Raw genomic sequence first — 20,793 nt, forward strand, 5'->3', positions numbered from 1 at the left:
ACCCCGCCCAACTGCTTGGCAGCGGGGCGGGGTTTTCCGGAAAGCAGCGTGAGTTACTTGAGGGTAACGGTTGCGCCGGCAGCCTCGAGCTGCTCCTTTGCCTTTTCGGCAGCTTCCTTGGTTGCACCTTCGAGAACAGCCTTGGGAGCGCTGTCAACCAGGTCCTTGGCTTCCTTCAGACCCAGGGAAGTGATGGCACGTACTTCCTTGATGACTGCGATCTTCTTTTCGCCAGCGGATTCGAGAACGACATCGAAGTCGGTCTTCTCTTCAGCTTCTTCAGCAGCGCCGCCACCGGCGGGGCCGGCAACAGCAACAGCAGCTGCGGTAACTTCGAAGGTCTCTTCGAAGAGCTTGACGAACTCGGAGAGCTCGATGATGGTCAGTTCCTTGAAAGCTTCAATGAGCTCTTCGTTGGTGAGCTTCGCCATGGTGTGGCGTCCTTCCTATAGGTGGTGCTTGGCGGCCGGGGCCGTTGCCTTCACACCGGAGTCTGGTGGGTAAAGAGAAACTAGTTCTCTTCGGCAGCGGGAGCTTCGGCGGGAGCCTCTGCAGCTGCTTCGGGGGCTTCGTCAGCTGCAGGAGCTTCTTCAGCCGCGGGAGCCTCGGCAGCTGCCGGTGCACCGTTCTCTTCTTCAAGCTTCAGGCGCAGTGCGTCAATGATGCGTGCAGCTGCGGCGGCGGGTGCCTTGAGGACACCTGCGACCTTGGCGAGCTGCAGCTCGCGGGACTCGAGCGCTGCCAGAGCAGAAACTTCGGCGGCGTTCAGTGCCTTGCCCTCGAAGTAACCGGTCTTGATGACCAGCTGCTTGTTGGCCTTGGCAAAATCCGTCAGGCTCTTGGCAGCTGCAACTGCGTCACCCTTGATGAACGCGATTGCAGTGGGGCCGGAGAGCTGGTCGTTGAATGCTTCAACGCCGGCTTCCTTGGCTGCAATGGCGGTCAGGGTGTTCTTGACGACCGAGAACTTGGTGTCCTGGCCGAGAGAAACACGCAGCTGCTTGAGCTGTGCAACGGTGAGCCCACGGTATTCGGTCAGGACAGCGGCGTTCGATTCCTTGAAATCGTTAGCGATCTCAGCTACTGCTGAAACCTTTGTAGGCGTTGCCATAACCCTCCTTCCGGGGATAGTGCCGGTATGCGACGGTCCCCTCAGGATCGCTAAAACAAAAAACGCCCCGCGCAGATGCACGGGGCTTGGCTCAACATGGTTAGTACCGTGGAGCGTTTGCTTCGTTCACCTGCGCCGGCCGCCCTGCGTTGAGGGGCCTTCGTTCAGAAAATCCACTGGGCCTCAGGCACACAACTACAGAGTTGAGTTGCGTTCAGGAGAATGGATTTCCAACAACCGACGGTCTTTGGTAGTTCAAGCCTACGGGACGCCCCGCCCCTGGACCAAATCGGGGCAGCGCTGCCTCAACTGACGCTTGACTTCAGGCTGGGCAGTTCCTTCTCCCAGATGCCCGTCACGCCCGCCGTTGTAAAGCCCAGCTGCTGGTTGACCGTCAGCAGATACCTGTTCTCCGGCGCGTTCCACGTGTAGATGATGCGGGCGTCGGGGAACTGCTCCGTGAGCCGCTCCATGTTGGCCACCTTGATCAGCAGGCCCAGTTTGTTTCCGCGGTGCGCCTGCAGGACCAACGTGTCGTCCTGGAACACCACGTCCGGCCGGTGGGCCAGGACACTGATCGTGGTGAGACCCACGAGGGATCCGCTGGCGAGGTGCTCGACGGCGGTGACCACCGTCCGCCGCCCCTGCGCGATGGTGACCCCTTCCGCTTCGCGGAGGATCCCGCCGTCGAACACCATATCCGGCTCGACAGGGGGTTCCAGGGAGGGGTCGACGACGGCGCCCGCCTGGTTCTCGAGCATGGCCACCGCTTCCAGCCACTCATCCGGGCAGCGGTCCGTCCAGTGATGCAGCCGGTAGCGGCCGTTGTTTGCTTCATCGGCCTCAGCCTGCAGGTCAGCCACCAGTTTGGTGTCCAGCGGCAGTGCGCAGGAACTGAACTGCTCGATGTGCTGGAGGGTGTATCCGGTCTTCCGGGCAAACTCGACTTCCCGGCTTTCCAGCGGCACAAACCCCTGCCCCGATCCCGGGACCAGTTGCGCCTTCTCGAACTCATGCAGTGACGCGCCAGGGTGGTTGGTGTCCACCAGGATCTGCGTACGGCCCTCACTGCGGGCCAGGTGCTCAGCAGCCTGGAGGAGCTTGCGGCCCACACCGTGCCGCTGGATTTCGGGCAGGATGTCCAGGGTGAACTCCGCGAGGTCGAGGTTGTCCGTCAGCGGCAGGGCAATGTCCACCGCGCCCACGATCTCGCCGTCCACCTTGGCCACGAGAATGACCTGGCGCTCGTAAGGGTCGGCCAGCTCAAGGAGCTTTTCCAGCGGCGTATACGCGAGGTCATCACTCCCCCACGTCTGCATCCTCACCTTGCGGCCCACTTCCACCGCAGCCAGGAAATCCGCTGCATCCGGGGCGTCAAGGGAATCCGGGATCCAGAGCTGCTCGATCCGCACGTCTTTTGCCATAAAGGGCATCATCCCAGCCGTTTCTGCCATTCACCCTCATAACCCGCAGGCTTGAAACCAAGCATTGTATTGATCGCCAGCATATGCCGGTTTTCCACGGCGTTCCATGTCAGCACCGAATGCGCCGCGGGCCAGCGGCCTTGGGCGGCCCTCAGGTTGGCGGTCTTGACCAGCAGCCCGAGTCCCTTCCCCCGATGGTCGGCGGTAACCAGGGTGTCCTGCTGGGTCATGGTCGCCGGCACGTCCGACCGCCAGTTGAGGACCGTATAGGCGACGAGGCGGCCGGATGCCGTGTGCAGGGCGGCCGCGACCTGCACCTGCACTCCTGCGCGGCTGCTGGTCCGCGCCTCATGCCGCACCCTGGCCGGGTCCCAGTCCTCGGCTTCCCAGCCGAGTCCGGCAATGGGCACGTCGGTGCTCATCCGGTTCTTCAGGATGGCGTACTCGGCGACAAGCTGCTCCGGGCAGGTGTCAGACCAAGCCACTAATGCGTAGCCGGCGGCCCGGGCCGCGGTCTCCAGTTCCGGGAGTTCGCCGGCCGGGAGCGGCAGTGCCAGCCGGCTGGCCCTCTCCACTTGTTCCAGTTCGTAGCCGCAGGCGATGGCAAAAACTACGGCGGCATCATCTACGGGAAGTCCGCCGGCGCCCGATTTGGCTGGAACAAGCCGTCCGCCCTGTTCCACCTTGGCGGCGGGCAACTCACAGCAGGCGTCCAGCGATGTCCTGCCATGTGCCGTGGCCACGGCTTCCGCGTGCGCCAGGAGCGTGCGTCCCCAACCCCGACGCCGGTAGCCGGGCATCAGTACCGGAGTGATAGCCAGCGCGGTCATCACCCCAGCCTAGCCATCCGGGCCGCGCAGTGGAGCGTCGCTTAAACGCAAGGACCGCCCGGCAGAATGCCGGGCGGTCCTTGCGTGTGCCGGTCAGGACCGGCGGAGTCGCTGTTGAGGATTAGACCTCGGTCAGCACCTTCGTGACGTTCGGGTCAACGGAGATGCCGGGGCCGAACGTGGTGGCCACGGTGGCCTTCTGGATGTAGCGGCCCTTGGAAGCGGACGGCTTCAGGCGAAGGACCTCTTCCAGTGCTGCTGCGTAGTTCTCGGCCAGCTTGACGGCGTCGAAGGAAACCTTGCCGATGATGAAGTGCAGGTTCGAGTGCTTGTCGACGCGGAAGTCGATCTTGCCGCCCTTGATGTCGTTGACAGCCTTGGTCACGTCAGCGGTCACGGTGCCGGTCTTCGGGTTCGGCATCAGGTTACGCGGACCCAGGACCTTACCGAGGCGGCCAACCTTGCCCATGAGGTCAGGGGTGGCAACGGCGGCGTCGAAGTCGGTCCAGCCGGCTGCGATCTTTTCGATCAGGTCATCGGAACCAACGAAGTCGGCGCCGGCAGCGATTGCTGCCTCAGCCTTGTCGCCCGTTGCGAAAACCAGGACGCGGGAGACCTTGCCGGTGCCGTGGGGCAGGTTGACCGTGCCGCGGACCATCTGGTCAGCCTTGCGGGGGTCAACGCCCAGGCGGAAGGCAACCTCAACGGTGGCGTCGAACTTGGACGGGTTGGTGTCCTTGGCGAGCGTTACTGCCTCGAACGGCGCGTAGAACTTCTCCGCGTCGATCTTGGCGGCTGCTGCCTCATATGCTTTGCTGCGCTTTGCCATGCTGCTTATTTCTCCTTGTGCAGTTGTGGTCTGCGGACCGCGCTGGGCCCTGCCACAGTTGGTGAACGGGCTCGTTACCCTCGCCCGGTTCCCAACATTTCAGTTTCGGTGGTGCCGGTTCCCCGGCGGTGCCGCCCGTCGTCGTCAATTGCCCGAATCTGGGTGGCCGTGGCTGACTAGCCTTCTACGGTGATACCCATGGAGCGGGCGGTGCCGGCGATGATCTTCGCTGCGCCTTCGAGGCTGGTGGCGTTGAGGTCTTCCATCTTGGTGGTGGCGATCTCGTTGACCTGGGCCTGGGTCAGCTTTGCAACCTTGACGGTGTGCGGGGTGGATGAACCCTTGGCAACGCCTGCAGCCTTCTTGATGAGCTCTGCAGCCGGCGGGGTCTTGGTGATGAACGTGAATGAACGGTCTTCGTAGACCGTGATTTCCACGGGAATAACGTTGCCGCGCTGGGCTTCTGTTGCAGCGTTGTACGCCTTGCAGAATTCCATGATGTTGACACCGTGCTGGCCAAGTGCAGGACCGATCGGCGGAGCCGGGTTAGCGGCACCTGCCTGGATCTGCAGCTTGATGAGGCCGGTGACCTTCTTCTTGGGAGCCAATGTAAGGTCCTTCTCTCAATATCTTCCTGGGACACAGGAGCGTGCCTCAGGTTGTTGGCCGCCATGGCGAGGCGGCCGGCCGTTCCGGGGCTGCTAAGCGGGCAGTCCTGGAACGAATTCTGTGCGGGTTGTTAGATCTTGCTGACCTGGTTGAACGCCAGGGTAACGGGGGTCTCACGTTCGAAGATGGAGACCAGGACCACGAGCGTCTGGGATTCGACCTTGATCTCGGAGATCGTGGCGGGGAGGGTCTCGAACGGGCCTTCCTTGACGATGACCGACTCGCCGACCTCGAAGTCGACGTCAACCGGGGTCTGCTGCTGCTTGTTGACCGGCTTGCCCTTTTCGGCCTGCTCTTCTTCGAAGACCGGCGCGAGCATGGAGAAGACTTCGTCGAGGCGCAGCGGCACCGGGTTGTGGGCGTTGCCCACGAAGCCGGTGACACCGGGGGTGTGGCGGACGGCGCCCCAGGAGGCATCCGTCAGGTCCATGCGGACCAGCACGTAGCCGGGAATGCGGACGCGGTTGATGATCTTGCGCTGGGCGTTCTTGATCTCCACGACTTCTTCCATGGGAACCTGGATTTCGAAGATGTAATCTTCCATGTCCAGGGTCTGGATGCGGGTCTCAAGGTTGGCCTTGACGCGGTTTTCGTAGCCGGCGTAGGAGTGGATGACGTACCAGTCACCCTCCTGGCGGCGCAGTTTGGCTTTGAATTCCTCGGCGGGGTCGACGTCGGCCTTGGCGGCTGCTGCTGCGAGGGCGTCGGACTCAGCGTTGTCGCCTTCCGAGTCGGCATCTTCCGCGGAAGCATCCGCTTCGGCGGCTTCGTCCGCGGCGGCATCGTCCGTGGCGGAGTCGTCGGCAGCGTCAGAGTCGTCGTCGGCGGTTTCGGGCGCAGCGGACTCAACCTCGGACTCTTCACCGGCTTCGACCGTGGGGGCCGCCGTGTTGTCCGTGGACTCTTCCAGCTCAGTCTCGGTTACCTCGAGCTCCTGCTCAGACACTTGGTCTCCTGCTTCCTCATTGCCTAACATGCCTATTTAAATGGCTCAATTCCGCACACCCCGTGGATTCTTACCGGTTTTCCGGTCGGTCCAACGTGGCCTGCGGACGGTGCGCCTTAGCGGTTCCCTGGAGCGACCCCGCCAAAGACCCAGCTGACCACGGTTCCAAAACCGATGTCCAGCAGGCTGACGATGACCATCATGATGGCCACGAACACCAGCACCACGAGCGTGTAATTGATCAGTTCCTTGCGGGTTGGTGCAACAACCTTCTTCAGTTCGCCGATGACCTGGCGAACAAAGAGTGCAATGCGAGCAAAGAAATTCGCCTTGGCGGCCTTCTTAGCTGGGCGGCCCTTGGAGCTGCTGGCAGCTGTTTCGGTCACCTGGTCCTCGCTCATCTTTGCAATGTTGGATTACCCGGTCCAGATCAGAACCATGGTTACTGCGCTTGCTCCGGCTTTCCGCCGGAACAGCTTGCGCAGGGCAGACAGGACTCGAACCTGCAACCTGCGGTTTTGGAGACCGCTGCGCTACCAATTGCGCCACTACCCTATGGATCAAAAACCCGATCCTTGCCGCGTTGACCAGCTTTCACTGGGGCGCAGGCAATCGTCCGTGTTTTCAACACCGGAGAACCAGTCTACGCAACAACTTCGCTTACGTCGAACCAGCCCTCATTTTCCGGACCGTTCAGCCCGTCATGGCTGGTGACCAAAACGCTGTAGTCACATGCACGCCGGTAAATCCGAACGATCCGCTGAACAGCATAGAGTAGATCACGTCGAAATCCATCATTCAGCCCTTGGGCTGCCAGCGAAGAACGGACCCGCCATGTCTTCCGCCCGCGTTTCCAAGCGCATATCCGCCATTGCCGAATCCGCAACCCTGGCCGTTGACGCCAAGGCCAAGGCGCTGAAGGCGGCCGGCCGGCCGGTTATTGGCTTCGGTGCGGGCGAGCCGGACTTCCCCACCCCGGACTACATTGTGAAGGCCGCCATTGAGGCAGCCAGCCAGCCCAAGTACCACCGCTACTCACCGGCCAGCGGCCTGCCCGAGCTGAAGAAGGCCATCGCGGAAAAGACCCTGCGGGATTCCGGCTACTCCGTTGAACCGTCCCAGGTGCTGGTGACCAACGGCGGCAAGCAGGCCGTCTACAACACGTTCGCCACGCTGGTGGATCCGGGCGACGAAGTCATCGTGCCCACCCCTTTCTGGACCACCTACCCCGAAGCCATCCGGCTCGCCGGCGGCGTTCCTGTAGAGGTCTTCGCCGGCCCGGAGCAGGACTACCTGGTCACCGTGGATCAGCTCGAAGCGGCGCTCACGGAAAAGGCCAAGATTCTCCTCTTTGTGTCGCCGTCCAACCCCACCGGCGCCGTGTACTCCCCCGAGCAGGTCGCCGAAATCGGCAAATGGGCAGCTTCCAAGGGGCTGTGGGTGGTCACGGACGAGATCTACGAGCACCTGACCTACGACGGCGTGCCGTTCACCTCCATCGCTACGGCAGCCCCGGAGCTCGGCGACAAAGTGGTCATCCTCAACGGTGTGGCCAAGACCTACGCCATGACCGGCTGGCGTGTCGGCTGGATGATCGGCCCGGCCGATGTCATCAAGGCGGCCACCAACCTGCAGTCCCACGCAACCTCCAACGTCGCCAACATCATGCAGATCGCCGCCCTCGCCGCCGTGTCCGGGCCGCTGACTGCCGTTGACGAGATGAAGGTGGCCTTTGACCGCCGCCGCAAGGCGATCGTCGCCGGGCTCAACGCCATTGAGGGCGTCGAGTGCCCGACGCCGAAGGGCGCCTTCTATGTGTACGCGGACGTCCGCGGGCTGCTGGGGAAGGAATTCCCGTCGGCGGCAGGCACCTCCACGCCGACGACCTCCGCCGAGCTGGCTGCTTTGATCCTGGACGAGGTCGAGGTTGCCGTGGTCCCGGGCGAGGCCTTCGGCCCCTCCGGCTTCCTGCGGCTCTCCTACGCCCTGGGCGACGAGGACCTGGCCACCGGTGTGGGCCGGCTACAGGAGTTCCTCGGCAAGGCCCAGTAAACCCTCACCAACCAGCCGATGCTCTATCACTTTTGGTTCCCATTCACGTCAGATGGGGACCAAAAGTGATAGAGCATTTTTTGGTTAAAAGGGTTAGAGGAGGCGGCGCTCTGCGGCCCACTTGGTCAGCTCGTGGCGGCTGGAAAGCTGGAGCTTGCGCAGCACCGCGGACACGTGGGTTTCCACGGTCTTGATGCTGATGAACAGCTCCTTGGCGACCTCCTTGTAGCTGTAGCCGCGGGCGATCAGACGCATTACCTCGAGTTCACGGGCCGAGAGCTTGTCGAGTTCGTCGTCGGCGATGTCAGCCGGGGCGGTGCCGAAGGCGTCCAACACAAAACCGGCCAAACGGGGTGAAAAGACGGCGTCTCCCCCGGCTACGCGGAACACGGCGTCCGTGATTTCGGCGCCGGAAATGGTTTTCGTGACGTACCCGCGGGCTCCGGCACGGATGACGGCCACCACGTCCTCGGCGGCGTCCGACACACTCAGCGCCAGGAACTTGGTGGACCCCAGGAGCGCCGCGGAGCCGGCGATCACTTCACGCCCGCCGCCGCCCAGGCCGCCGGGGAGATGCACGTCCAGGAGCACCACCTCGGGCTGTTCCCGGGCGATCACCGCGATGGCCTGCTCCACGGTGGCGGCCTCGCCCACCACCTGGATGCTGGCGTCGAGGTCGGCTTTAAGCCCGGACCGGAAGATGGCGTGATCGTCCACAATCACTACCCGTACGGACTGCGCCGGCCGGCTGGTCCCGGTGCCATGAGCGTTGTTCATTATCTTCCTTCTCCGTTGTCCGGCCGAAACACTTTGTCCGGCTGACGCGCCGGCAAGCCCAAACGCACCTCGGTGCCGTCGGGGGTGCTGGTGATGGCGGCGGTCCCCCCGTGGCGTTTCATGCGGCCGACGATTGATTCCCTGACGCCCAGGCGGTCCTCGGGAACGTCGTTCAGGTCGAAGCCGGGTCCGCGGTCCTTGATGAACACGTCGGCGCGGCCGTCCGAAACCTCAAGGTACACGGAAACGGTTCCACCGCCGTGCCGGGAGGCATTCAGCATCGCCTCGCGGCAGGCCTGGACCAGGGCTTCGTGGGCTTCGGTCATGGCGGTGTCCCCCACGCTGACCACCTCCACGGCGTTGCCAAGGAGGTCTTCCACTTCGGCGGCCGCCGCCTTAATCCGGTCCGAGAGCTGGCCTGCTTCCTTGCCCGGATCCTGGAACAGCCAGCCCCGCAGTTCACGCTCCTGCGCCCTGGCCAGGCGGACCACGTCATGCTCATTGGCGGCGCGGCGCTGGATAAGGGCCAGGGTCTGCAGCACCGAGTCGTGCAGGTGCGCAGCGATCTCGGCCCGCTCGGTTTCACGGATCCTGCCCGAGCGCTCCGCTTCCAGGTCCCGCCAGAATTTCAATGCCCACGGCAGCAGCACCAGCACCACCCCGCCCAGGACCGCCACCGATGCCAGCAGCGCCAGCCAGGTCTGTTCCCATGATCCGGAGCCGGAAACCATCACCAGCACACCCGCGACCACCAGCGCCAGCCCGGCAGCAAGGCGCCCCCAGCCACCGGCCTGGTCCGCCTTGGTTTTGTCCACCAGCCCCGCACGCCGGCTTTCGTCGAGCTGCATCCAGGCGATGGCTGCACCGCCCAGCACGGCGGCGGCGGGAATGAGCGTCCCCAACGGCACATCCACGCCGAGGAGCTGGGCAATCATGATGCCGGCAACCAGAAGCAGCCCGGCGCCCAGCAGGATCTCCTTGCCATAGGGCACGCCCCGGACGTTGAACCACGGCGGCCGTGGGGCCGCCGTGTCGGCGGCCCCACGGGGGTCGGCCTGCGGCCGGGCCGCAGCGGGCGCGACAGCAGAGGCCGGGACAGCAGCACCGGCCGTCCCCGCGCCGAAAGGCACCCGCGCCCCGGAAGCGCCGGCGTCGGGCGTTCCCCACAGGGACGCCGACGGCGAATGGCCGGGAAAGTGCGGCACCGCTCCTGGCTCGGGTGCGATGCTCACCGCGGGGGCAATGGGCGACGCCGGGCGCCGGGCATTCCGCCGGGCGCTTTCGTCCGCGGTGGGGACCATGATCCATAGCCATGCATAGAACGCCAGCCCGGCACCGCCGGCGAGCGTCGCGAGCGCCATGCCGATCCTGACACTTCGCACCGGCCAGCCCAGATGAGCCGCGAGGCCGGCACACACGCCCGCGATGACGCGGTCCGTGCTGCGGACCAGCGGAGGGCGGGTAAATGCGGTGGTCATGAGTCAATCCAAGCACGGATCAGGGTCCCCCGGGCCGGGTTCCGGCCGGAACCGGGGGTCACTCAGGGACGAGTCAGGGTGTTCCCCAGTAGAGCCCGGGCCGCGCTGGCGGCAGGATCGAAGTATGAACTCGCAGACCCCCACCCCCGATGACGGCCAGTCCACCGAACCCGTACCACCAGGCGGACCGGACCAGCCCACCGAACCCCTCCTGCCGCCGCCCCCGGCCGCAGGCCAGTACGCCGGGGCGCAGGCACCCGGCCAGCCGACTGAATTCTTCCCCTGGATCCGGAGCCACGGCATCTACCGCGGCCGGGACCGTTGGATCGGCGGCGTCGCCAGCGGCATCGCACACCGGATGGGCATCGACCCCCTGATCGTCCGCGGCATCTTTATCGTCCTGACCCTCTTCGCCGGAATCGGTGTCCTCCTCTACGGCCTGGCCTGGGCCTTCCTCCCCGAGCCCGACGGGCGCATCCACGTCCAAGAGGCCGGCGCAGGCCGCTGGTCGGGCGGCATGACGGGCGCGCTGATCACCACCGTGCTCGGCTTTACCGGCCTCGGCGGCGGCTTCTGGGGCTGGAGCCACGACGGCTTCGGCGGATTCCTCTGGACCGTCTTCTGGGTGGGCGGCGCCGTTTACCTCATCTACTACCTCACCCAACGGAACAAAGCCAGGAACGGAGCACCCATGAATGCCGCGCCCCGGACCGCCAGCCCGGGCGGAGATGCCGCCTTCACGGCCCCCTACCCGAGAACCACCTACCCCACGGCGCCCTACACCACGCCCTACGACGCTGCGACGGACACCGGCTCCTATGGCGGCTACAGCGGCGGTGGCAACTACCCGGCACCGGGCCCCGCCCAGGCACCCCGGGTGCGTCCCTCCGGCCCCGGCGCCCCTGCCGTGGCGGTCACCGCCGGTGCGGCGCTCCTGGTGGGCGGCGGCCTGAAAGCCCTCGATGCCGTGCACGCGATAAACCTCGGCGCCTCGGCCAACGCCATCGTCTGGGCCAGCGGTGCAGCCGTCATCGGCCTGGGCATCCTCATCGCGGGACTCCGCGGAAGAACGTCCGGCATCCTCGGCTTTTTCGCCGTGGTGGCCCTCATCATCGGCGGCATCTTCAACGTCGTGGGCAATGGCGACAGGGTCCGCTTCACCGACGTGAGCTGGACGCCGGCGAGCATCACGCAGGCCGAGGACGGCTACAACGTCACCGGGGGACGCGGCACCCTTGACCTCACCGGTCTGCACGCCGCCCCGCTGGTGTCCGACGTCGTGGTTCCCCTCGACGTAACTGCCAGCAACGTCACCGTGGTCATCCCGAAGGACGTCCCCGTCAAGGTGCGGGCCGACATGACCATGGGAAACATCCATGAAGGCGCCGGCAGCCGCAGCGGAATCACCACCCGCGAAAGCAACTACAACACCGACAAGCCCGGAGCCAGCCTGATCGTCCAGATCGGCGGCACCTTCAGCAACATCACCATCCAGGAAGGAAACTGACATGAGCAGCTTCGATCCGGCACCGGATTCACACAAGTCGGAAAGCACGACGGCGGCAGGCCAGTCCGCGGCCGACGCACCGCAGCAGCCAGCCGCCCGTGTGGGCACCATCGTCTGGAGCCTCATCGTGATGGCACTCGCAGCCCTCATCATCGTCGCCCAGTTGGGCGTCGTGGCCCTGAACGGCACCTACGTGGTCATCGGGCTCATGATCGGGGCCGGGGCGGCACTGGTGATCGGCGGCCTCCTTTCAGCCCGGAAACGTGACAACCACTCCACAACAGGGAAGTCTTGAACCATGGACAAGTTCTTCAGCATCGTCAGGGGCTTCGGCCTGAAGCGCGGGCCCGAACGCTGGCTGGGAGGTGTGTGCGGCGGCCTTGCGGCCAAGCTGAACGTGGACGCGGCGTTCGTGCGGATCGCTTTCCTGGTCTTCTGTCTCCTGCCAGGGCCGGCCGTGGTGTTCTATATCGCGGCATGGCTGATCCTTCCGGACCAGGGCAACAGCATCATCCTGGAGAAATTCCTGGCCCGCCGGTCCGTCAGCTGACGCGGAACCCTAGGCGCAGATCCGTTGAAACGCAGGTGCCCGGTCCGAAGAAACCCTTCGGACCGGGCACCTTTTGTATCCGGCTTGTGTCGTAACGCACACGGCCGACTACAATCTAGGTGAGCTCAGCGTGGCGCTCTGCCCGTAACCCCCTTAACACCAGGATTTGAGCAGAGACATGAAAATTGGAATCCTCACCAGCGGCGGGGACTGCCCCGGACTGAACGCCGTGATCCGCGGCGCGGTCCTCAAGGGCATCGCCATCCACGGCCACGAATTCGTGGGTTTCCTGGACGGCTGGCGCGGTGTGGTTGAAGGCGACATCATCGACATCCCCCGCACCATGGTCCGGGGCATCGCCAAGCAGGGCGGCACCATCCTGGGCACCTCGCGCACCAACCCCTTCGAAAACGGCGGCGGCCCCGAGGTCATCAAGGCCCACATGGACCGGCTCGGCATCGACGCCATCATCGCCATCGGCGGCGAGGGAACCCTGGCCGCGGCGAAGCGGCTCACCGACGCCGGCCTCAAGATCGTGGGCGTCCCCAAGACCGTGGACAACGACCTCGACGCCACCGACTACACCTTCGGGTTCGACACCGCCGTGCAGATCGCCACCGAGGCCATCGACCGCCTCCGCACCACCGGCGAGTCCCACCACCGCTGCATGATCGCCGAGGTCATGGGCCGTCACGTGGGCTGGATCGCCCTGCACGCCGGGATGGCAGCCGGCGCCCATGCCATCCTCATCCCGGAGCAGAAGGTCAGCATCGAACAGATCACCGAGTGGGTCCAGGAAGCCCATGACCGCGGGCGTGCACCGCTGGTGGTGGTGGCCGAGGGCTTCGTTCCGGAGCACATGGAATCCCCCCACTCCGAGCGCGGCCTGGACACCTTCGGGCGGCCCCGCTTGGGCGGCATCGCGGACCAGCTTGCCCCCGAACTTGAGGCCCGCACCGGAATTGAAACCCGGGCAACGATCCTGGGGCACATCCAGCGCGGCGGCGTACCGTCGGCTTTCGACCGTGTCCTGGCCACCCGCCTGGGCATGGCCGCGATCGACTCGGTGGTGGAGGGTTACTGGGGGACCATGGTGGCACTCAAGGGCACCGACATCGAGCACGTCGGCTTTGAGAAGGCCCTGGGCCAGCTCAAGACCGTCCCGCAGAACCGGTACGACGAGGCCGCCGTCCTGTTCGGCTGAGCCGCGCACTCCCCCTAGGCTGGGGATATGACTCTTGACCCCGGATCCGCCGCCATTATCCAGCTCGCTTGGGCCCGGCATCTGGGGCTCGACGACGACGCTTTCGGCACGTCCCTGTCTTCCGGGGAGCGCGTGGTCAGGGCCGACGAAACGGCCAGGACAGTGGAGTTCGTCAGGCTGTTCGGCAGCTCTGCGCTGGTGGGTCCGCAGTGGCTGATTGACGCCGCCGCGGACATCCCGGATGACGAGATGGCCCAGCACGTGACCCTCCTGACGCTGACACGGGCTCACGGGGGCCACGGCCTGGGTGCTGCCGCGTTGTTCTTCGCCGACGACCTGCCGCTGCGCCAGCCGTCGGAGGAGCTGACCGTGTCCCACGGCAACCCTGAGGCAATTGAGCTGGAAGGGCTGTGCCCGCCGGACGACGTCAACGAAGTGGGCCTGTCCGAGCTCGAATACCGCTACACCATCCTGCATGAGGTGGATGGCCGGCAGGTGCCGGTGGCGTGCGGTGCCTACGCCGAATGGGAGGGCCTGCTGGCCCACCTTGGCGTGCTGGTGGACCCCGAGTGGCGGCGCCGGGGGCTTGGCTCCCTGGCGGCGTCAATCGCGGTTCATGAAGCCCTTGCAGCCGGCCTGACCGTCCAGTGGCGTGCGGAAGTCAGCAATACCGGCGCCGTCGCGCTGGCCCGGAAATTGGGCCTCACCGCCGGCGGCATCCAAACGAGCGTTCAGCTGGGCTGACGCCTCCGGCAACGAGCGGCGACGGACCGCGGGCCCAGAGAGCCCGCGGTCCGTCGTTGCGTGGCCCGCGCTATGCGGACCGGGTGGCGCCTTCCGGAGCTTCCCCGGCCGTCGCGGCGGCCGGGGACGCACCCCAGCCGTGAACAGCCTTCGGCTTGGCGAAGAACAGTGCCACGGCGGTGCCCAACAGGATCACTGCGGCGGGCAGGAGGATGGACTGGCCCATCGCCGTCGAAAATCCTTCATGCAGTGCCTCAGGCAAGGTTCCGCCGAAGGACATGGGGCTCGCACCGCCTGCGCCGCCGGGGGCCGGCGGCAGCTCGGCTGCAAGCCGCGCCTGGATCAGCACGGCGATGGCGGCACTGCCCAGCACCGCGCCGATCTGCCGGGTGGTGTTGTAGACGCCTGACCCGGCACCGGCCTGGCGCGGCGGGAGGTTCCGGGTGGCCGTTGTGCTCAGCGGAGCCCAGATGCCGGCGTTGGCGAACCCCAGCACGGCGCTCGGCAGCAGGAACAGCCAGATGGGCGTATCCGGATGCATGAGGGCTGAGTTCCAAAAGAGTGCCACGGCCATAAGCGTCAGCCCGGTGGCTGTGATGTATTTCGGATTGACCCGGTCAATGATCTTTCCCACCACCGGCGCAAGACCGCCGGAGATCAGCGCCATGGGAACCATCATCAGCGCGGACTGGGTGGGCGTCAGGCCGCGGACCACCTGGTAGTAGAAGATCAGGGGCAGGCTAAAGGCCGTGACGGTGAACCCGACGGTGGTGATGCCGATATTGGCCAGCGAGAAATTGCGGTCCTTGAAGAGTCCCAGGGGCAGCAGCGGCTCGCCCTTGTTGAACCGCTGCCACAGGACGAACGCCACCAGGACGGCGATGCCGGCAATGATGAGTCCCCACACCGTGATGGGCCCGGTGATGGTCCCCCAGTTGTAGGTCTCGCCCTCCTGAATGCCGAAAACCAGCAAAAAGAGGCCGACGGCGCTGAGCAGCACACCAGGAATGTCGAACCTGTGCGGGTGGGTGCTGAGGGACGGGACGAACCGCCACGCCAGGATGAAGCCGACCACGCCCACCGGAATGTTGATGAAGAAGATCCACTCCCAGCCGAGGCCGTCCACCAGGACACCGCCCAGGATGGGCCCCACGAGGGTGGCCACGCCGGCCGTTGCCCCCCAGATGCCCATGGCTGCGCCGCGACGGTCGGGCGGAAAAATCCGGGTAATGACTGCCATGGTTTGCGGCGTCATCACGGCCGCACCGAGGCCCTGCAGGACGCGGGCCATGATCAGGGTACTGATGTCACCAGACAGGCCGCACCACAGCGAGGCGAGGGTGAAGAGCACCAGCCCTGCAAGGTAGAGCCTCTTGGGGCCGAAACGGTCGCCCAGCCTGCCGGTGATGAGCAGCGGGACGGCGTACGCCAAGAGGTACGCGCTGGTCACCCAGATAACGGAATTGATGTCCGCATTGAGGCCTTCCATGATCCTGGGGTTGGCCACGGAGACGATGGTGGTGTCGATCAGGATCATGAAGAACCCGATCACGAGAGACCAGAGGGCGGGCCACGGCCTTGCTACATTTTCCAAAGGTCAGCTTTCCAAAAGGTTGAGGATCTCTGTCCTCGCGAACATCTGAGCAGCGTCCCGGGCTGAAGGCGTGCCGGCGTCGGGGTCGGCACCCGCCTCGAGCAGGACCCGGGATACATCTGTGTAACCTTTGAACGCGGCGCCCGCGAGCGGGGTCTGGCCGCGGTCATTGGCTTGGTTGGCCTCGGCGCCGTGTTGCAGGATCAGCCGCACCGTCTCGGCGTGGCCGTGATACGCGGCAAGCATCAGCAGTGAATCACCGGCGGCGTTGGTCATGGAAGCCGGGGCGCCGGCGTCAATGTATGCCCCCAGCAGCGCCGTGTCCCCGTCCCGGGCGGCCTGGAAAAGTTTCTCTGCCAGCGCGAGGGTTTCTTCGTCGGGCGCGGAGTTAGCGGTCATGAGCGGGTCCCCCTGAGGAATCCTGTCTGGCGCCCGACTACCTGGCCGGCGTCGGGCGCAACGATCACTTCCTGGGCGGCGGTGTAGGGTTCCTCGCCGTCCAGCACGGTCAGTATTTCATCCGGCGCCACGGAACGCTTGATGACGGCCAAGGCAATCGGGCCCATTTCGTAGTGCTGCGCCACGGAGGTGACCGTGCCTACCTTGCGCTCGCCCAGCAGGACCTGGCTGCCCGGTGCCGGCATGGTGTGCTGGGACCCGTCCAGCTGCAGGAACACCAGGCGCCGCGGCGGGTGGCCGAGGTTGTGCACCCGGGCAATGGTTTCCTGGCCCTTGTAGCAGCCCTTGGCCAGGTGCACCGCGGTGCGGAGGAGATCCAGTTCATGCGGAATGGTCTTATCGTCGGTTTCGGCGCCGAGCCGGGGGCGCCAGGCGGCGACGCGGAGGGCTTCGGCTGCCAGCATCCCGGCCAGCGGGCGGTCCCCCACTGTCTGTTCCAGGTCGGCCGCGGGCACCAGGTACTCGATCCAGGGCCGGTCCGCGCCGGGGTGTCCTTCCTCGGGAACCACGGCATATGAGTAGCCGCCGGCACCCACGTGCGGCCACGGGTCCGTCCATGACAGCAGCCCGGACCACTCCTCCACAGCGGCAGTGGACCCGAGCACGGCCCAATCGGCGGAAACGTCGTTGACCTCCACCCGCAGCATGAACTTCATCTTGTTCAACCACTCAGCCAGCGGGGCAGCCTCGGCCGCCTCAACGATCAGCCAGGTGGTCCCGCCGTCGTCCACTACCCGCGCATCAAACTCGATCCTCCCCTGGATGCTGAGCAGCAGCAGTTCGCTGGATTCGCCCGGCTGCAGGTTGGTGACCTGCTGCGAGGACAGGGTGTTCAGCCAGCTGAGCCGGTCCGGGCCGCTGACGGTCACCACGCCGCGGTGGGAAAGGTCGACGACGGCGGTTCCGGCCGCGAGGCCACGCTGCTCGCGCAGCGGCTCACCGTAGTGGGCTGCGACGCCGGCGTCCGCGCCGGCGCCCTCGACGGCGCCAGGGCGCGACAGGAGTGGGCTGGGGGTAGTCATACTGGGGGCAACGTCCTTGGGTTGGTGGGTATTCCGGGTTGGGGCCACGGCCGCCGGGTTCCCTGGCCGAGCTTGCGAGGTCAGGGTGCGGGTGGGGACTAGCGGTATTCCAGGTTTTCGAAATCGAAGCGCGTGCCGGCTTTCCACTCTTCGGGCAGGTTGCCGTAGGCGGGGATGCCGCCGGCGTCCTTGAGGATCCGCGCAAGATGCAGCAGGTTCCAGGTCATGAAGGTGGTGTTGCGGTTCGTGAAATCGGACTCTGGGCCGCCGGAACCCTCGTCCAGGTAGCTCGGGCCGGGACCCACGGGTCCGATCCAGCCGGCGTCGGCCTGGGGCGGGATGGTGAAGCCGATGTGCTGGAGGCTGTAGAGGACATTCATGGAACAGTGCTTGATGCCGTCTTCGTTGCCGGTGATGAGGCAGCCGCCAACCTTGGGGTAGAACGCCCACTGGCCTTTGCTGTTGAGCTGGCCGGAGTGGGCGTAGAGGCGTTCAATGAGCTTCTTGGTCTGCGACGAGTTGTCACCCAGCCAGATGGGGCCGGCCACCACCACAATGTCGGCTTCCTGGACGGCCGGGTACAGCAGGGGCCACTCGTCGGTTGCCCAGCCGCGCTCGGTCATGTCCGGATACACGCCACTGGCGATGTCATGATCCACTGTCCGGATCACCCGCGTGCTGACGCCCTGCTTTTCCATGATGAGGCGGCTGACCTCGATGAGGCCGCCGGTGTTGCTGGTCTCCGGGGACCGCTTCAGCGTCCCGTTGAAGTACAGCGCCTTCAGGTCCGAGTAATCGGCGGAGTTCTGCGATGCAGCCATGATGCTCCCTGGTTCAGCGGCACGGGCCGGCCCGCGCGGACGAGGCTGTAAAAGCCAAGTCTACTGATGGCCGGTGAAACAGGAGGCTGCGTCAGGAGACTTTCTTCAGGAACGCCGAAGCGTGCGCCTCAAGGCCGCTGCCTGGCTTCTCGGCCCCGCCCGCGGCCACGTCCCAGCGCCAGAGCAGGTTCCCGTCCACCAGGCCGAAAATCCGTGTGGCGGCGCTGTAATCCTTGGAGTGGCTTCCGCGCATCACCATGTCAGTGGTGAGCTGGATCTGCGGGCCCTTGATCTGCCCGTAGTAGAGCTCGGAGATACCCCCGGGATGCGCAATCGAAACGGAGATGTCGAAGCCGCCGTCCTGGTTGCGCAGGGCTTCGACCTCGTCGGCGCTCTTGAGTGCCGGAACAATATCCGCCGGAATCAGGCCCGGGCCGCCGTCGGCATCCAGCTGTTTGCGCTCAAGTGCCCAGAAACCGGTCTCAACGGTCAGCGGCCGAAGGCGGGTTCCGTCGTCGTCTGCCAACCAGCTCTCCGCACGGTACTGCAGGTACGGCAGCCCGTTGTGCGTGAAGGAAACGTGCTGGACAAAATGCTCCGAATCCTCATCGCCGGTGCCGAGACGGCCGCTGCCCTCCCACTCACCAATGAGCCATGAAAGCGGGACCAGTTCCGGTGTCAGGTCTGTAGGAATCTCTATCGGCACAACAATTACCTCAGGAAATCGCTAGCTGGCTTTGGGACAGGGTTTACTTCTGGCCTTTGAACAGGCGGTAAACCACAAAGCCGGCGAACCAGGCCATGGACAGGCTGGCGACGCCGAGCAGGACAAGGAAGAAGATTTCAAATGCAAGTACGGACATGATGCCATCCTAACCGTTAGTAGATGAGTAGTTTGTCTATGAAGTACGCAAGGGAGCCCACAGCGGAAACGGGCGCCAGACCCATGCTAAGGGCCGCGGCGAGATTCAGCGGAGCGCCGCGGAGTGTGACGAGCCGGCGGAAGCTGACCAGGACGGCCCCCACCACCACCCCGAAGATCGCGGCCGGCAGCACGGCCAGGTCGGAGAAGACCAGGCCCGCGAGCGGGCCCGCAAGTCCCGCCAGGACGATGCCCAAGGGAGCAACCACCCTGTCCGGCCAGCGGATCAGTCCGGCAAAGAGGGCGACGGCGGCACTGATGGCCGCCACGATCACCATTTCGCGCACACCATTGAACCGGGCACCGGCAATCCATCCGGCACCGAGGCAGGAAAGGAGTACCCCGGCGCAGCAGCCCAGGGTGGATTCCAGCCGCTGGGCCTGGCCGGTGCCGCGGATGAGCTGCACCAGAAAGACGGCCATCATCCCCAGCGCCATGAACGCGGGCGTCCAGTCCAGGAACCCCGGGGCCGGGACCATGCCGGCCGCGATTGCGGATCCGATGCCGGGGAGCGCGATGACAGCGGCCAGGGTCTTCTTCGCCGGAATGCGGAGGAAGTGGGGCCAACCGATTCCCACGGCCAAGGCGATGACGCAGGCGACGCCTACGAGGGTCTCACGGGATATGTACACGCCGGTGATGATCGCCGCGAGCCCGGCCACGCCAACAAGGCCAATGACCCAGGAGCCCAAGGACCGCGCCTCAGCCTGCTCGTCCCCGCTCACGCTGTTTCCGGCACTTCCGGTCCGCCGCTTCGACACTGCACTCAATTGATTGCATTCCCATTCTGGCTATCGCCCGGCGGCCCTGAGCTCCGCGGGAGGGCATTCTGCCCCACGGCTCAATCCTGCCTTATGTGACTCGGATATGTCGCAAAACGAAGCTCCGCAGGAACGGAACCCCTGTTCGCGGGAACGCCGTTCGGTATACTCAGAGTTCAGCTACGCTTCCTGCAACGGTTGCCGGCCGGACAGTTTTTTGCCGGCCCAAATCGTGGCAGGGGGATGGTTCCAGCCGGTGAGAACCCGGTTCAGTCGCCCGAAGATGCGCGGACGCCCCTTGGAGGAACAATGTCGCACATCCTGCTATTGACGAACAGCACCGGGTCATCGGTGGACATCCTGCCTGCCCTCGAATTACTGAATCATCGCGTGCATATCCTCGCCGCCGAGCCCACCGCCCTGCTGGAGACGGATCCTTGCGACATCGTGCTGCTGGATGCCCGCAAAGACCTGGTGGGCGCCCGCTCGCTCACCCAGCTGCTCAAGGCCACCGGACTGAGCGCACCGCTCGTCCTGATCCTGACCGAAGGCGGCATGGCTGCGGTTTCGTCGGCATGGGCTGTGGACGACATCGTGCTGGACTCCGCCGGTCCGGCCGAAGTGGAAGCGCGCATCAGGCTGTCCGTGGCGCGGGCTGTCCCCGAGCAGGAGGATGCTCCGACGGAGATCCGGGCAGCAGGCGTGGTCATCGATGAGGCCAGCTACACGGCCCGCGTCAACGGTGCACCCCTGAACCTGACGTTCAAGGAGTTCGAACTCCTCAAGTACCTGGCCCAGCACCCCGGCCGCGTCTTTACCCGCCAGCAACTGCTCACCGAAGTGTGGGGCTATGACTATTACGGCGGCACGCGCACCGTTGACGTCCACGTCCGCCGCCTCCGGGCCAAACTCGGCGCGGACCACGAAAACCTGATCAGCACGGTCCGCAACGTGGGCTACCGCCTCACCCTGGTGCGGCAGCAGGAAGACGAACTGACCGAGGCCTGAGGGCCAGCATCCCCCATAGCATAGGGCAGCCCCGGACCAATGGTCCGGGGCTGCCCTATGTTTGCCTGTTCGTGGAGGACATACG

General features: G+C 65.3%; 23 protein-coding genes and 1 tRNA gene. 7 read left to right on the top strand and 17 right to left on the bottom strand.

Annotation, left to right across the window (positions count from 1 at the left end):
• Nucleotides 1-53: 53 nt before the first annotated feature.
• The 9 genes from rplL to NQJ30_RS02100 all read right to left on the bottom strand — a co-directional run bounded on the left by rplL (nucleotide 54) and on the right by NQJ30_RS02100 (nucleotide 6,364).
• On the bottom strand, nucleotides 54-431 hold the full coding sequence (rplL, locus tag NQJ30_RS02060; protein ID WP_255768058.1) for a 50S ribosomal protein L7/L12: 378 nt from the start codon (nucleotides 429-431) through the stop codon (nucleotides 54-56).
• Nucleotides 432-511: 80 nt separating this feature from the next.
• The gene (rplJ, locus tag NQJ30_RS02065; RefSeq protein WP_255768059.1) at nucleotides 512-1,111 is read right to left on the bottom strand and encodes a 50S ribosomal protein L10; all 600 of its coding nucleotides are present in this window, start codon (nucleotides 1,109-1,111) and stop codon (nucleotides 512-514) included.
• A 305-nt stretch (nucleotides 1,112-1,416) separates the two neighbouring features.
• On the bottom strand, nucleotides 1,417-2,535 hold the full coding sequence (locus NQJ30_RS02070; protein ID WP_255768060.1) for a GNAT family N-acetyltransferase: 1,119 nt from the start codon (nucleotides 2,533-2,535) through the stop codon (nucleotides 1,417-1,419).
• 8 nt (nucleotides 2,536-2,543) lie between these two features.
• The gene (locus tag NQJ30_RS02075) at nucleotides 2,544-3,365 is read right to left on the bottom strand and encodes a GNAT family N-acetyltransferase (RefSeq protein ID WP_255768061.1); all 822 of its coding nucleotides are present in this window, start codon (nucleotides 3,363-3,365) and stop codon (nucleotides 2,544-2,546) included.
• A gap of 121 nt (nucleotides 3,366-3,486) precedes the next feature.
• Entirely contained in the window at nucleotides 3,487-4,194 is a 708-nt protein-coding gene (gene rplA, locus NQJ30_RS02080) for a 50S ribosomal protein L1 (RefSeq protein WP_255768062.1), read from the bottom strand.
• 176 nt (nucleotides 4,195-4,370) lie between these two features.
• A complete protein-coding gene (gene rplK / locus NQJ30_RS02085) occupies nucleotides 4,371-4,802 on the bottom strand; it encodes a 50S ribosomal protein L11 (RefSeq protein WP_255768063.1) in 432 nt (143 codons plus the stop codon).
• 131 nt (nucleotides 4,803-4,933) lie between these two features.
• Nucleotides 4,934-5,809, bottom strand: coding sequence for a transcription termination/antitermination protein NusG (gene nusG / locus NQJ30_RS02090; protein WP_255768064.1), 876 nt, complete (start codon nucleotides 5,807-5,809; stop codon nucleotides 4,934-4,936).
• Nucleotides 5,810-5,925: 116 nt separating this feature from the next.
• Entirely contained in the window at nucleotides 5,926-6,210 is a 285-nt protein-coding gene (secE, locus tag NQJ30_RS02095; protein ID WP_255768065.1) for a preprotein translocase subunit SecE, read from the bottom strand.
• A gap of 81 nt (nucleotides 6,211-6,291) precedes the next feature.
• Nucleotides 6,292-6,364, bottom strand: a tRNA-Trp gene (locus NQJ30_RS02100).
• 279 nt (nucleotides 6,365-6,643) lie between these two features.
• Here NQJ30_RS02100 and NQJ30_RS02105 point away from each other — a divergent pair.
• Complete coding sequence (locus tag NQJ30_RS02105) at nucleotides 6,644-7,861, top strand: pyridoxal phosphate-dependent aminotransferase (protein ID WP_255768066.1); 1,218 nt, start codon at nucleotides 6,644-6,646, stop codon at nucleotides 7,859-7,861.
• A gap of 93 nt (nucleotides 7,862-7,954) precedes the next feature.
• On the opposite strand, the gene NQJ30_RS02110 is transcribed toward NQJ30_RS02105, so the two are convergent.
• Nucleotides 7,955-8,638 (bottom strand): LuxR C-terminal-related transcriptional regulator, encoded by a 684-nt coding sequence (locus NQJ30_RS02110; RefSeq protein WP_255768067.1) that lies wholly within the window; start codon nucleotides 8,636-8,638, stop codon nucleotides 7,955-7,957.
• Complete coding sequence (locus NQJ30_RS02115; protein ID WP_255768068.1) at nucleotides 8,638-10,116, bottom strand: ATP-binding protein; 1,479 nt, start codon at nucleotides 10,114-10,116, stop codon at nucleotides 8,638-8,640. Before NQJ30_RS02115 ends, NQJ30_RS02110 begins: the two co-directional genes overlap by 1 nt.
• A gap of 124 nt (nucleotides 10,117-10,240) precedes the next feature.
• On the opposite strand from NQJ30_RS02115, the gene NQJ30_RS02120 reads away from it, so the two are divergent.
• From NQJ30_RS02120 to NQJ30_RS02140, 5 genes are all read left to right on the top strand, one after another.
• Nucleotides 10,241-11,623 (top strand): PspC domain-containing protein, encoded by a 1,383-nt coding sequence (locus NQJ30_RS02120; protein ID WP_255768069.1) that lies wholly within the window; start codon nucleotides 10,241-10,243, stop codon nucleotides 11,621-11,623.
• A 1-nt stretch (nucleotide 11,624) separates the two neighbouring features.
• On the top strand, nucleotides 11,625-11,918 hold the full coding sequence (locus NQJ30_RS02125; RefSeq protein WP_255768070.1) for a hypothetical protein: 294 nt from the start codon (nucleotides 11,625-11,627) through the stop codon (nucleotides 11,916-11,918).
• Nucleotides 11,919-11,921: 3 nt separating this feature from the next.
• Nucleotides 11,922-12,173 carry a PspC domain-containing protein gene (locus NQJ30_RS02130; protein ID WP_255768071.1) on the top strand — a complete coding sequence of 84 codons (252 nt, stop codon included), beginning with the start codon at nucleotides 11,922-11,924 and terminating at the stop codon, nucleotides 12,171-12,173.
• 178 nt (nucleotides 12,174-12,351) lie between these two features.
• Complete coding sequence (locus tag NQJ30_RS02135; RefSeq protein WP_255768072.1) at nucleotides 12,352-13,377, top strand: ATP-dependent 6-phosphofructokinase; 1,026 nt, start codon at nucleotides 12,352-12,354, stop codon at nucleotides 13,375-13,377.
• A gap of 27 nt (nucleotides 13,378-13,404) precedes the next feature.
• On the top strand, nucleotides 13,405-14,121 hold the full coding sequence (locus tag NQJ30_RS02140; RefSeq protein WP_255768073.1) for a GNAT family N-acetyltransferase: 717 nt from the start codon (nucleotides 13,405-13,407) through the stop codon (nucleotides 14,119-14,121).
• Nucleotides 14,122-14,191: 70 nt separating this feature from the next.
• Here the strand turns inward: NQJ30_RS02140 and NQJ30_RS02145 are convergent, their stop codons facing one another.
• The 6 genes from NQJ30_RS02145 to NQJ30_RS02170 all read right to left on the bottom strand — a co-directional run bounded on the left by NQJ30_RS02145 (nucleotide 14,192) and on the right by NQJ30_RS02170 (nucleotide 19,664).
• Nucleotides 14,192-15,715 (bottom strand): DHA2 family efflux MFS transporter permease subunit, encoded by a 1,524-nt coding sequence (locus NQJ30_RS02145; RefSeq protein ID WP_255768074.1) that lies wholly within the window; start codon nucleotides 15,713-15,715, stop codon nucleotides 14,192-14,194.
• A gap of 3 nt (nucleotides 15,716-15,718) precedes the next feature.
• On the bottom strand, nucleotides 15,719-16,114 hold the full coding sequence (locus NQJ30_RS02150; RefSeq protein WP_255768075.1) for an ankyrin repeat domain-containing protein: 396 nt from the start codon (nucleotides 16,112-16,114) through the stop codon (nucleotides 15,719-15,721).
• Entirely contained in the window at nucleotides 16,111-17,196 is a 1,086-nt protein-coding gene (ygfZ, locus tag NQJ30_RS02155) for a CAF17-like 4Fe-4S cluster assembly/insertion protein YgfZ (RefSeq protein ID WP_255768076.1), read from the bottom strand. Before ygfZ ends, NQJ30_RS02150 begins: the two co-directional genes overlap by 4 nt.
• 98 nt (nucleotides 17,197-17,294) lie before the next feature.
• Nucleotides 17,295-18,017, bottom strand: a complete 723-nt coding sequence (locus NQJ30_RS02160) for a flavodoxin family protein (RefSeq protein WP_255768077.1) — start codon at nucleotides 18,015-18,017, stop codon at nucleotides 17,295-17,297.
• A 91-nt stretch (nucleotides 18,018-18,108) separates the two neighbouring features.
• The gene (locus NQJ30_RS02165) at nucleotides 18,109-18,723 is read right to left on the bottom strand and encodes an FABP family protein (RefSeq protein WP_255768079.1); all 615 of its coding nucleotides are present in this window, start codon (nucleotides 18,721-18,723) and stop codon (nucleotides 18,109-18,111) included.
• Between the two features lie 173 nt (nucleotides 18,724-18,896).
• Complete coding sequence (locus NQJ30_RS02170) at nucleotides 18,897-19,664, bottom strand: permease (protein ID WP_255768080.1); 768 nt, start codon at nucleotides 19,662-19,664, stop codon at nucleotides 18,897-18,899.
• A gap of 345 nt (nucleotides 19,665-20,009) precedes the next feature.
• Between NQJ30_RS02170 and NQJ30_RS02175 the strand changes: the two genes are divergently transcribed.
• A complete protein-coding gene (locus tag NQJ30_RS02175) occupies nucleotides 20,010-20,708 on the top strand; it encodes a winged helix-turn-helix transcriptional regulator (RefSeq protein ID WP_255768081.1) in 699 nt (232 codons plus the stop codon).
• The last annotated feature ends 85 nt before the right edge of the window (nucleotides 20,709-20,793 follow it).

The organism is Pseudarthrobacter sulfonivorans (genome assembly GCF_024391045.1).
Taxonomy (GTDB): domain Bacteria; phylum Actinomycetota; class Actinomycetes; order Actinomycetales; family Micrococcaceae; genus Arthrobacter; species Arthrobacter sulfonivorans_B.

What these genes read in the sequence shown, in the direction of transcription:
- rplL (WP_255768058.1), bottom strand. Translation starts at nt 431, where the DNA reads ATGGCGAAGCTCACCAACGAAGAGCTCATTGAAGCTTTCAAGGAACTG.
- rplJ (WP_255768059.1), bottom strand. Translation starts at nt 1,111, where the DNA reads ATGGCAACGCCTACAAAGGTTTCAGCAGTAGCTGAGATCGCTAACGAT.
- NQJ30_RS02070 (WP_255768060.1), bottom strand. Translation starts at nt 2,535, where the DNA reads ATGGCAAAAGACGTGCGGATCGAGCAGCTCTGGATCCCGGATTCCCTT.
- NQJ30_RS02075 (WP_255768061.1), bottom strand. Translation starts at nt 3,365, where the DNA reads ATGACCGCGCTGGCTATCACTCCGGTACTGATGCCCGGCTACCGGCGT.
- rplA (WP_255768062.1), bottom strand. Translation starts at nt 4,194, where the DNA reads ATGGCAAAGCGCAGCAAAGCATATGAGGCAGCAGCCGCCAAGATCGAC.
- secE (WP_255768065.1), bottom strand. Translation starts at nt 6,210, where the DNA reads ATGAGCGAGGACCAGGTGACCGAAACAGCTGCCAGCAGCTCCAAGGGC.
- NQJ30_RS02105 (WP_255768066.1), top strand. Translation starts at nt 6,644, where the DNA reads ATGTCTTCCGCCCGCGTTTCCAAGCGCATATCCGCCATTGCCGAATCC.
- NQJ30_RS02110 (WP_255768067.1), bottom strand. Translation starts at nt 8,638, where the DNA reads ATGAACAACGCTCATGGCACCGGGACCAGCCGGCCGGCGCAGTCCGTA.
- NQJ30_RS02115 (WP_255768068.1), bottom strand. Translation starts at nt 10,116, where the DNA reads ATGACCACCGCATTTACCCGCCCTCCGCTGGTCCGCAGCACGGACCGC.
- NQJ30_RS02120 (WP_255768069.1), top strand. Translation starts at nt 10,241, where the DNA reads ATGAACTCGCAGACCCCCACCCCCGATGACGGCCAGTCCACCGAACCC.
- NQJ30_RS02125 (WP_255768070.1), top strand. Translation starts at nt 11,625, where the DNA reads ATGAGCAGCTTCGATCCGGCACCGGATTCACACAAGTCGGAAAGCACG.
- NQJ30_RS02130 (WP_255768071.1), top strand. Translation starts at nt 11,922, where the DNA reads ATGGACAAGTTCTTCAGCATCGTCAGGGGCTTCGGCCTGAAGCGCGGG.
- NQJ30_RS02135 (WP_255768072.1), top strand. Translation starts at nt 12,352, where the DNA reads ATGAAAATTGGAATCCTCACCAGCGGCGGGGACTGCCCCGGACTGAAC.
- NQJ30_RS02140 (WP_255768073.1), top strand. Translation starts at nt 13,405, where the DNA reads ATGACTCTTGACCCCGGATCCGCCGCCATTATCCAGCTCGCTTGGGCC.
- NQJ30_RS02150 (WP_255768075.1), bottom strand. Translation starts at nt 16,114, where the DNA reads ATGACCGCTAACTCCGCGCCCGACGAAGAAACCCTCGCGCTGGCAGAG.
- ygfZ (WP_255768076.1), bottom strand. Translation starts at nt 17,196, where the DNA reads ATGACTACCCCCAGCCCACTCCTGTCGCGCCCTGGCGCCGTCGAGGGC.
- NQJ30_RS02160 (WP_255768077.1), bottom strand. Translation starts at nt 18,017, where the DNA reads ATGGCTGCATCGCAGAACTCCGCCGATTACTCGGACCTGAAGGCGCTG.
- NQJ30_RS02175 (WP_255768081.1), top strand. Translation starts at nt 20,010, where the DNA reads ATGTCGCACATCCTGCTATTGACGAACAGCACCGGGTCATCGGTGGAC.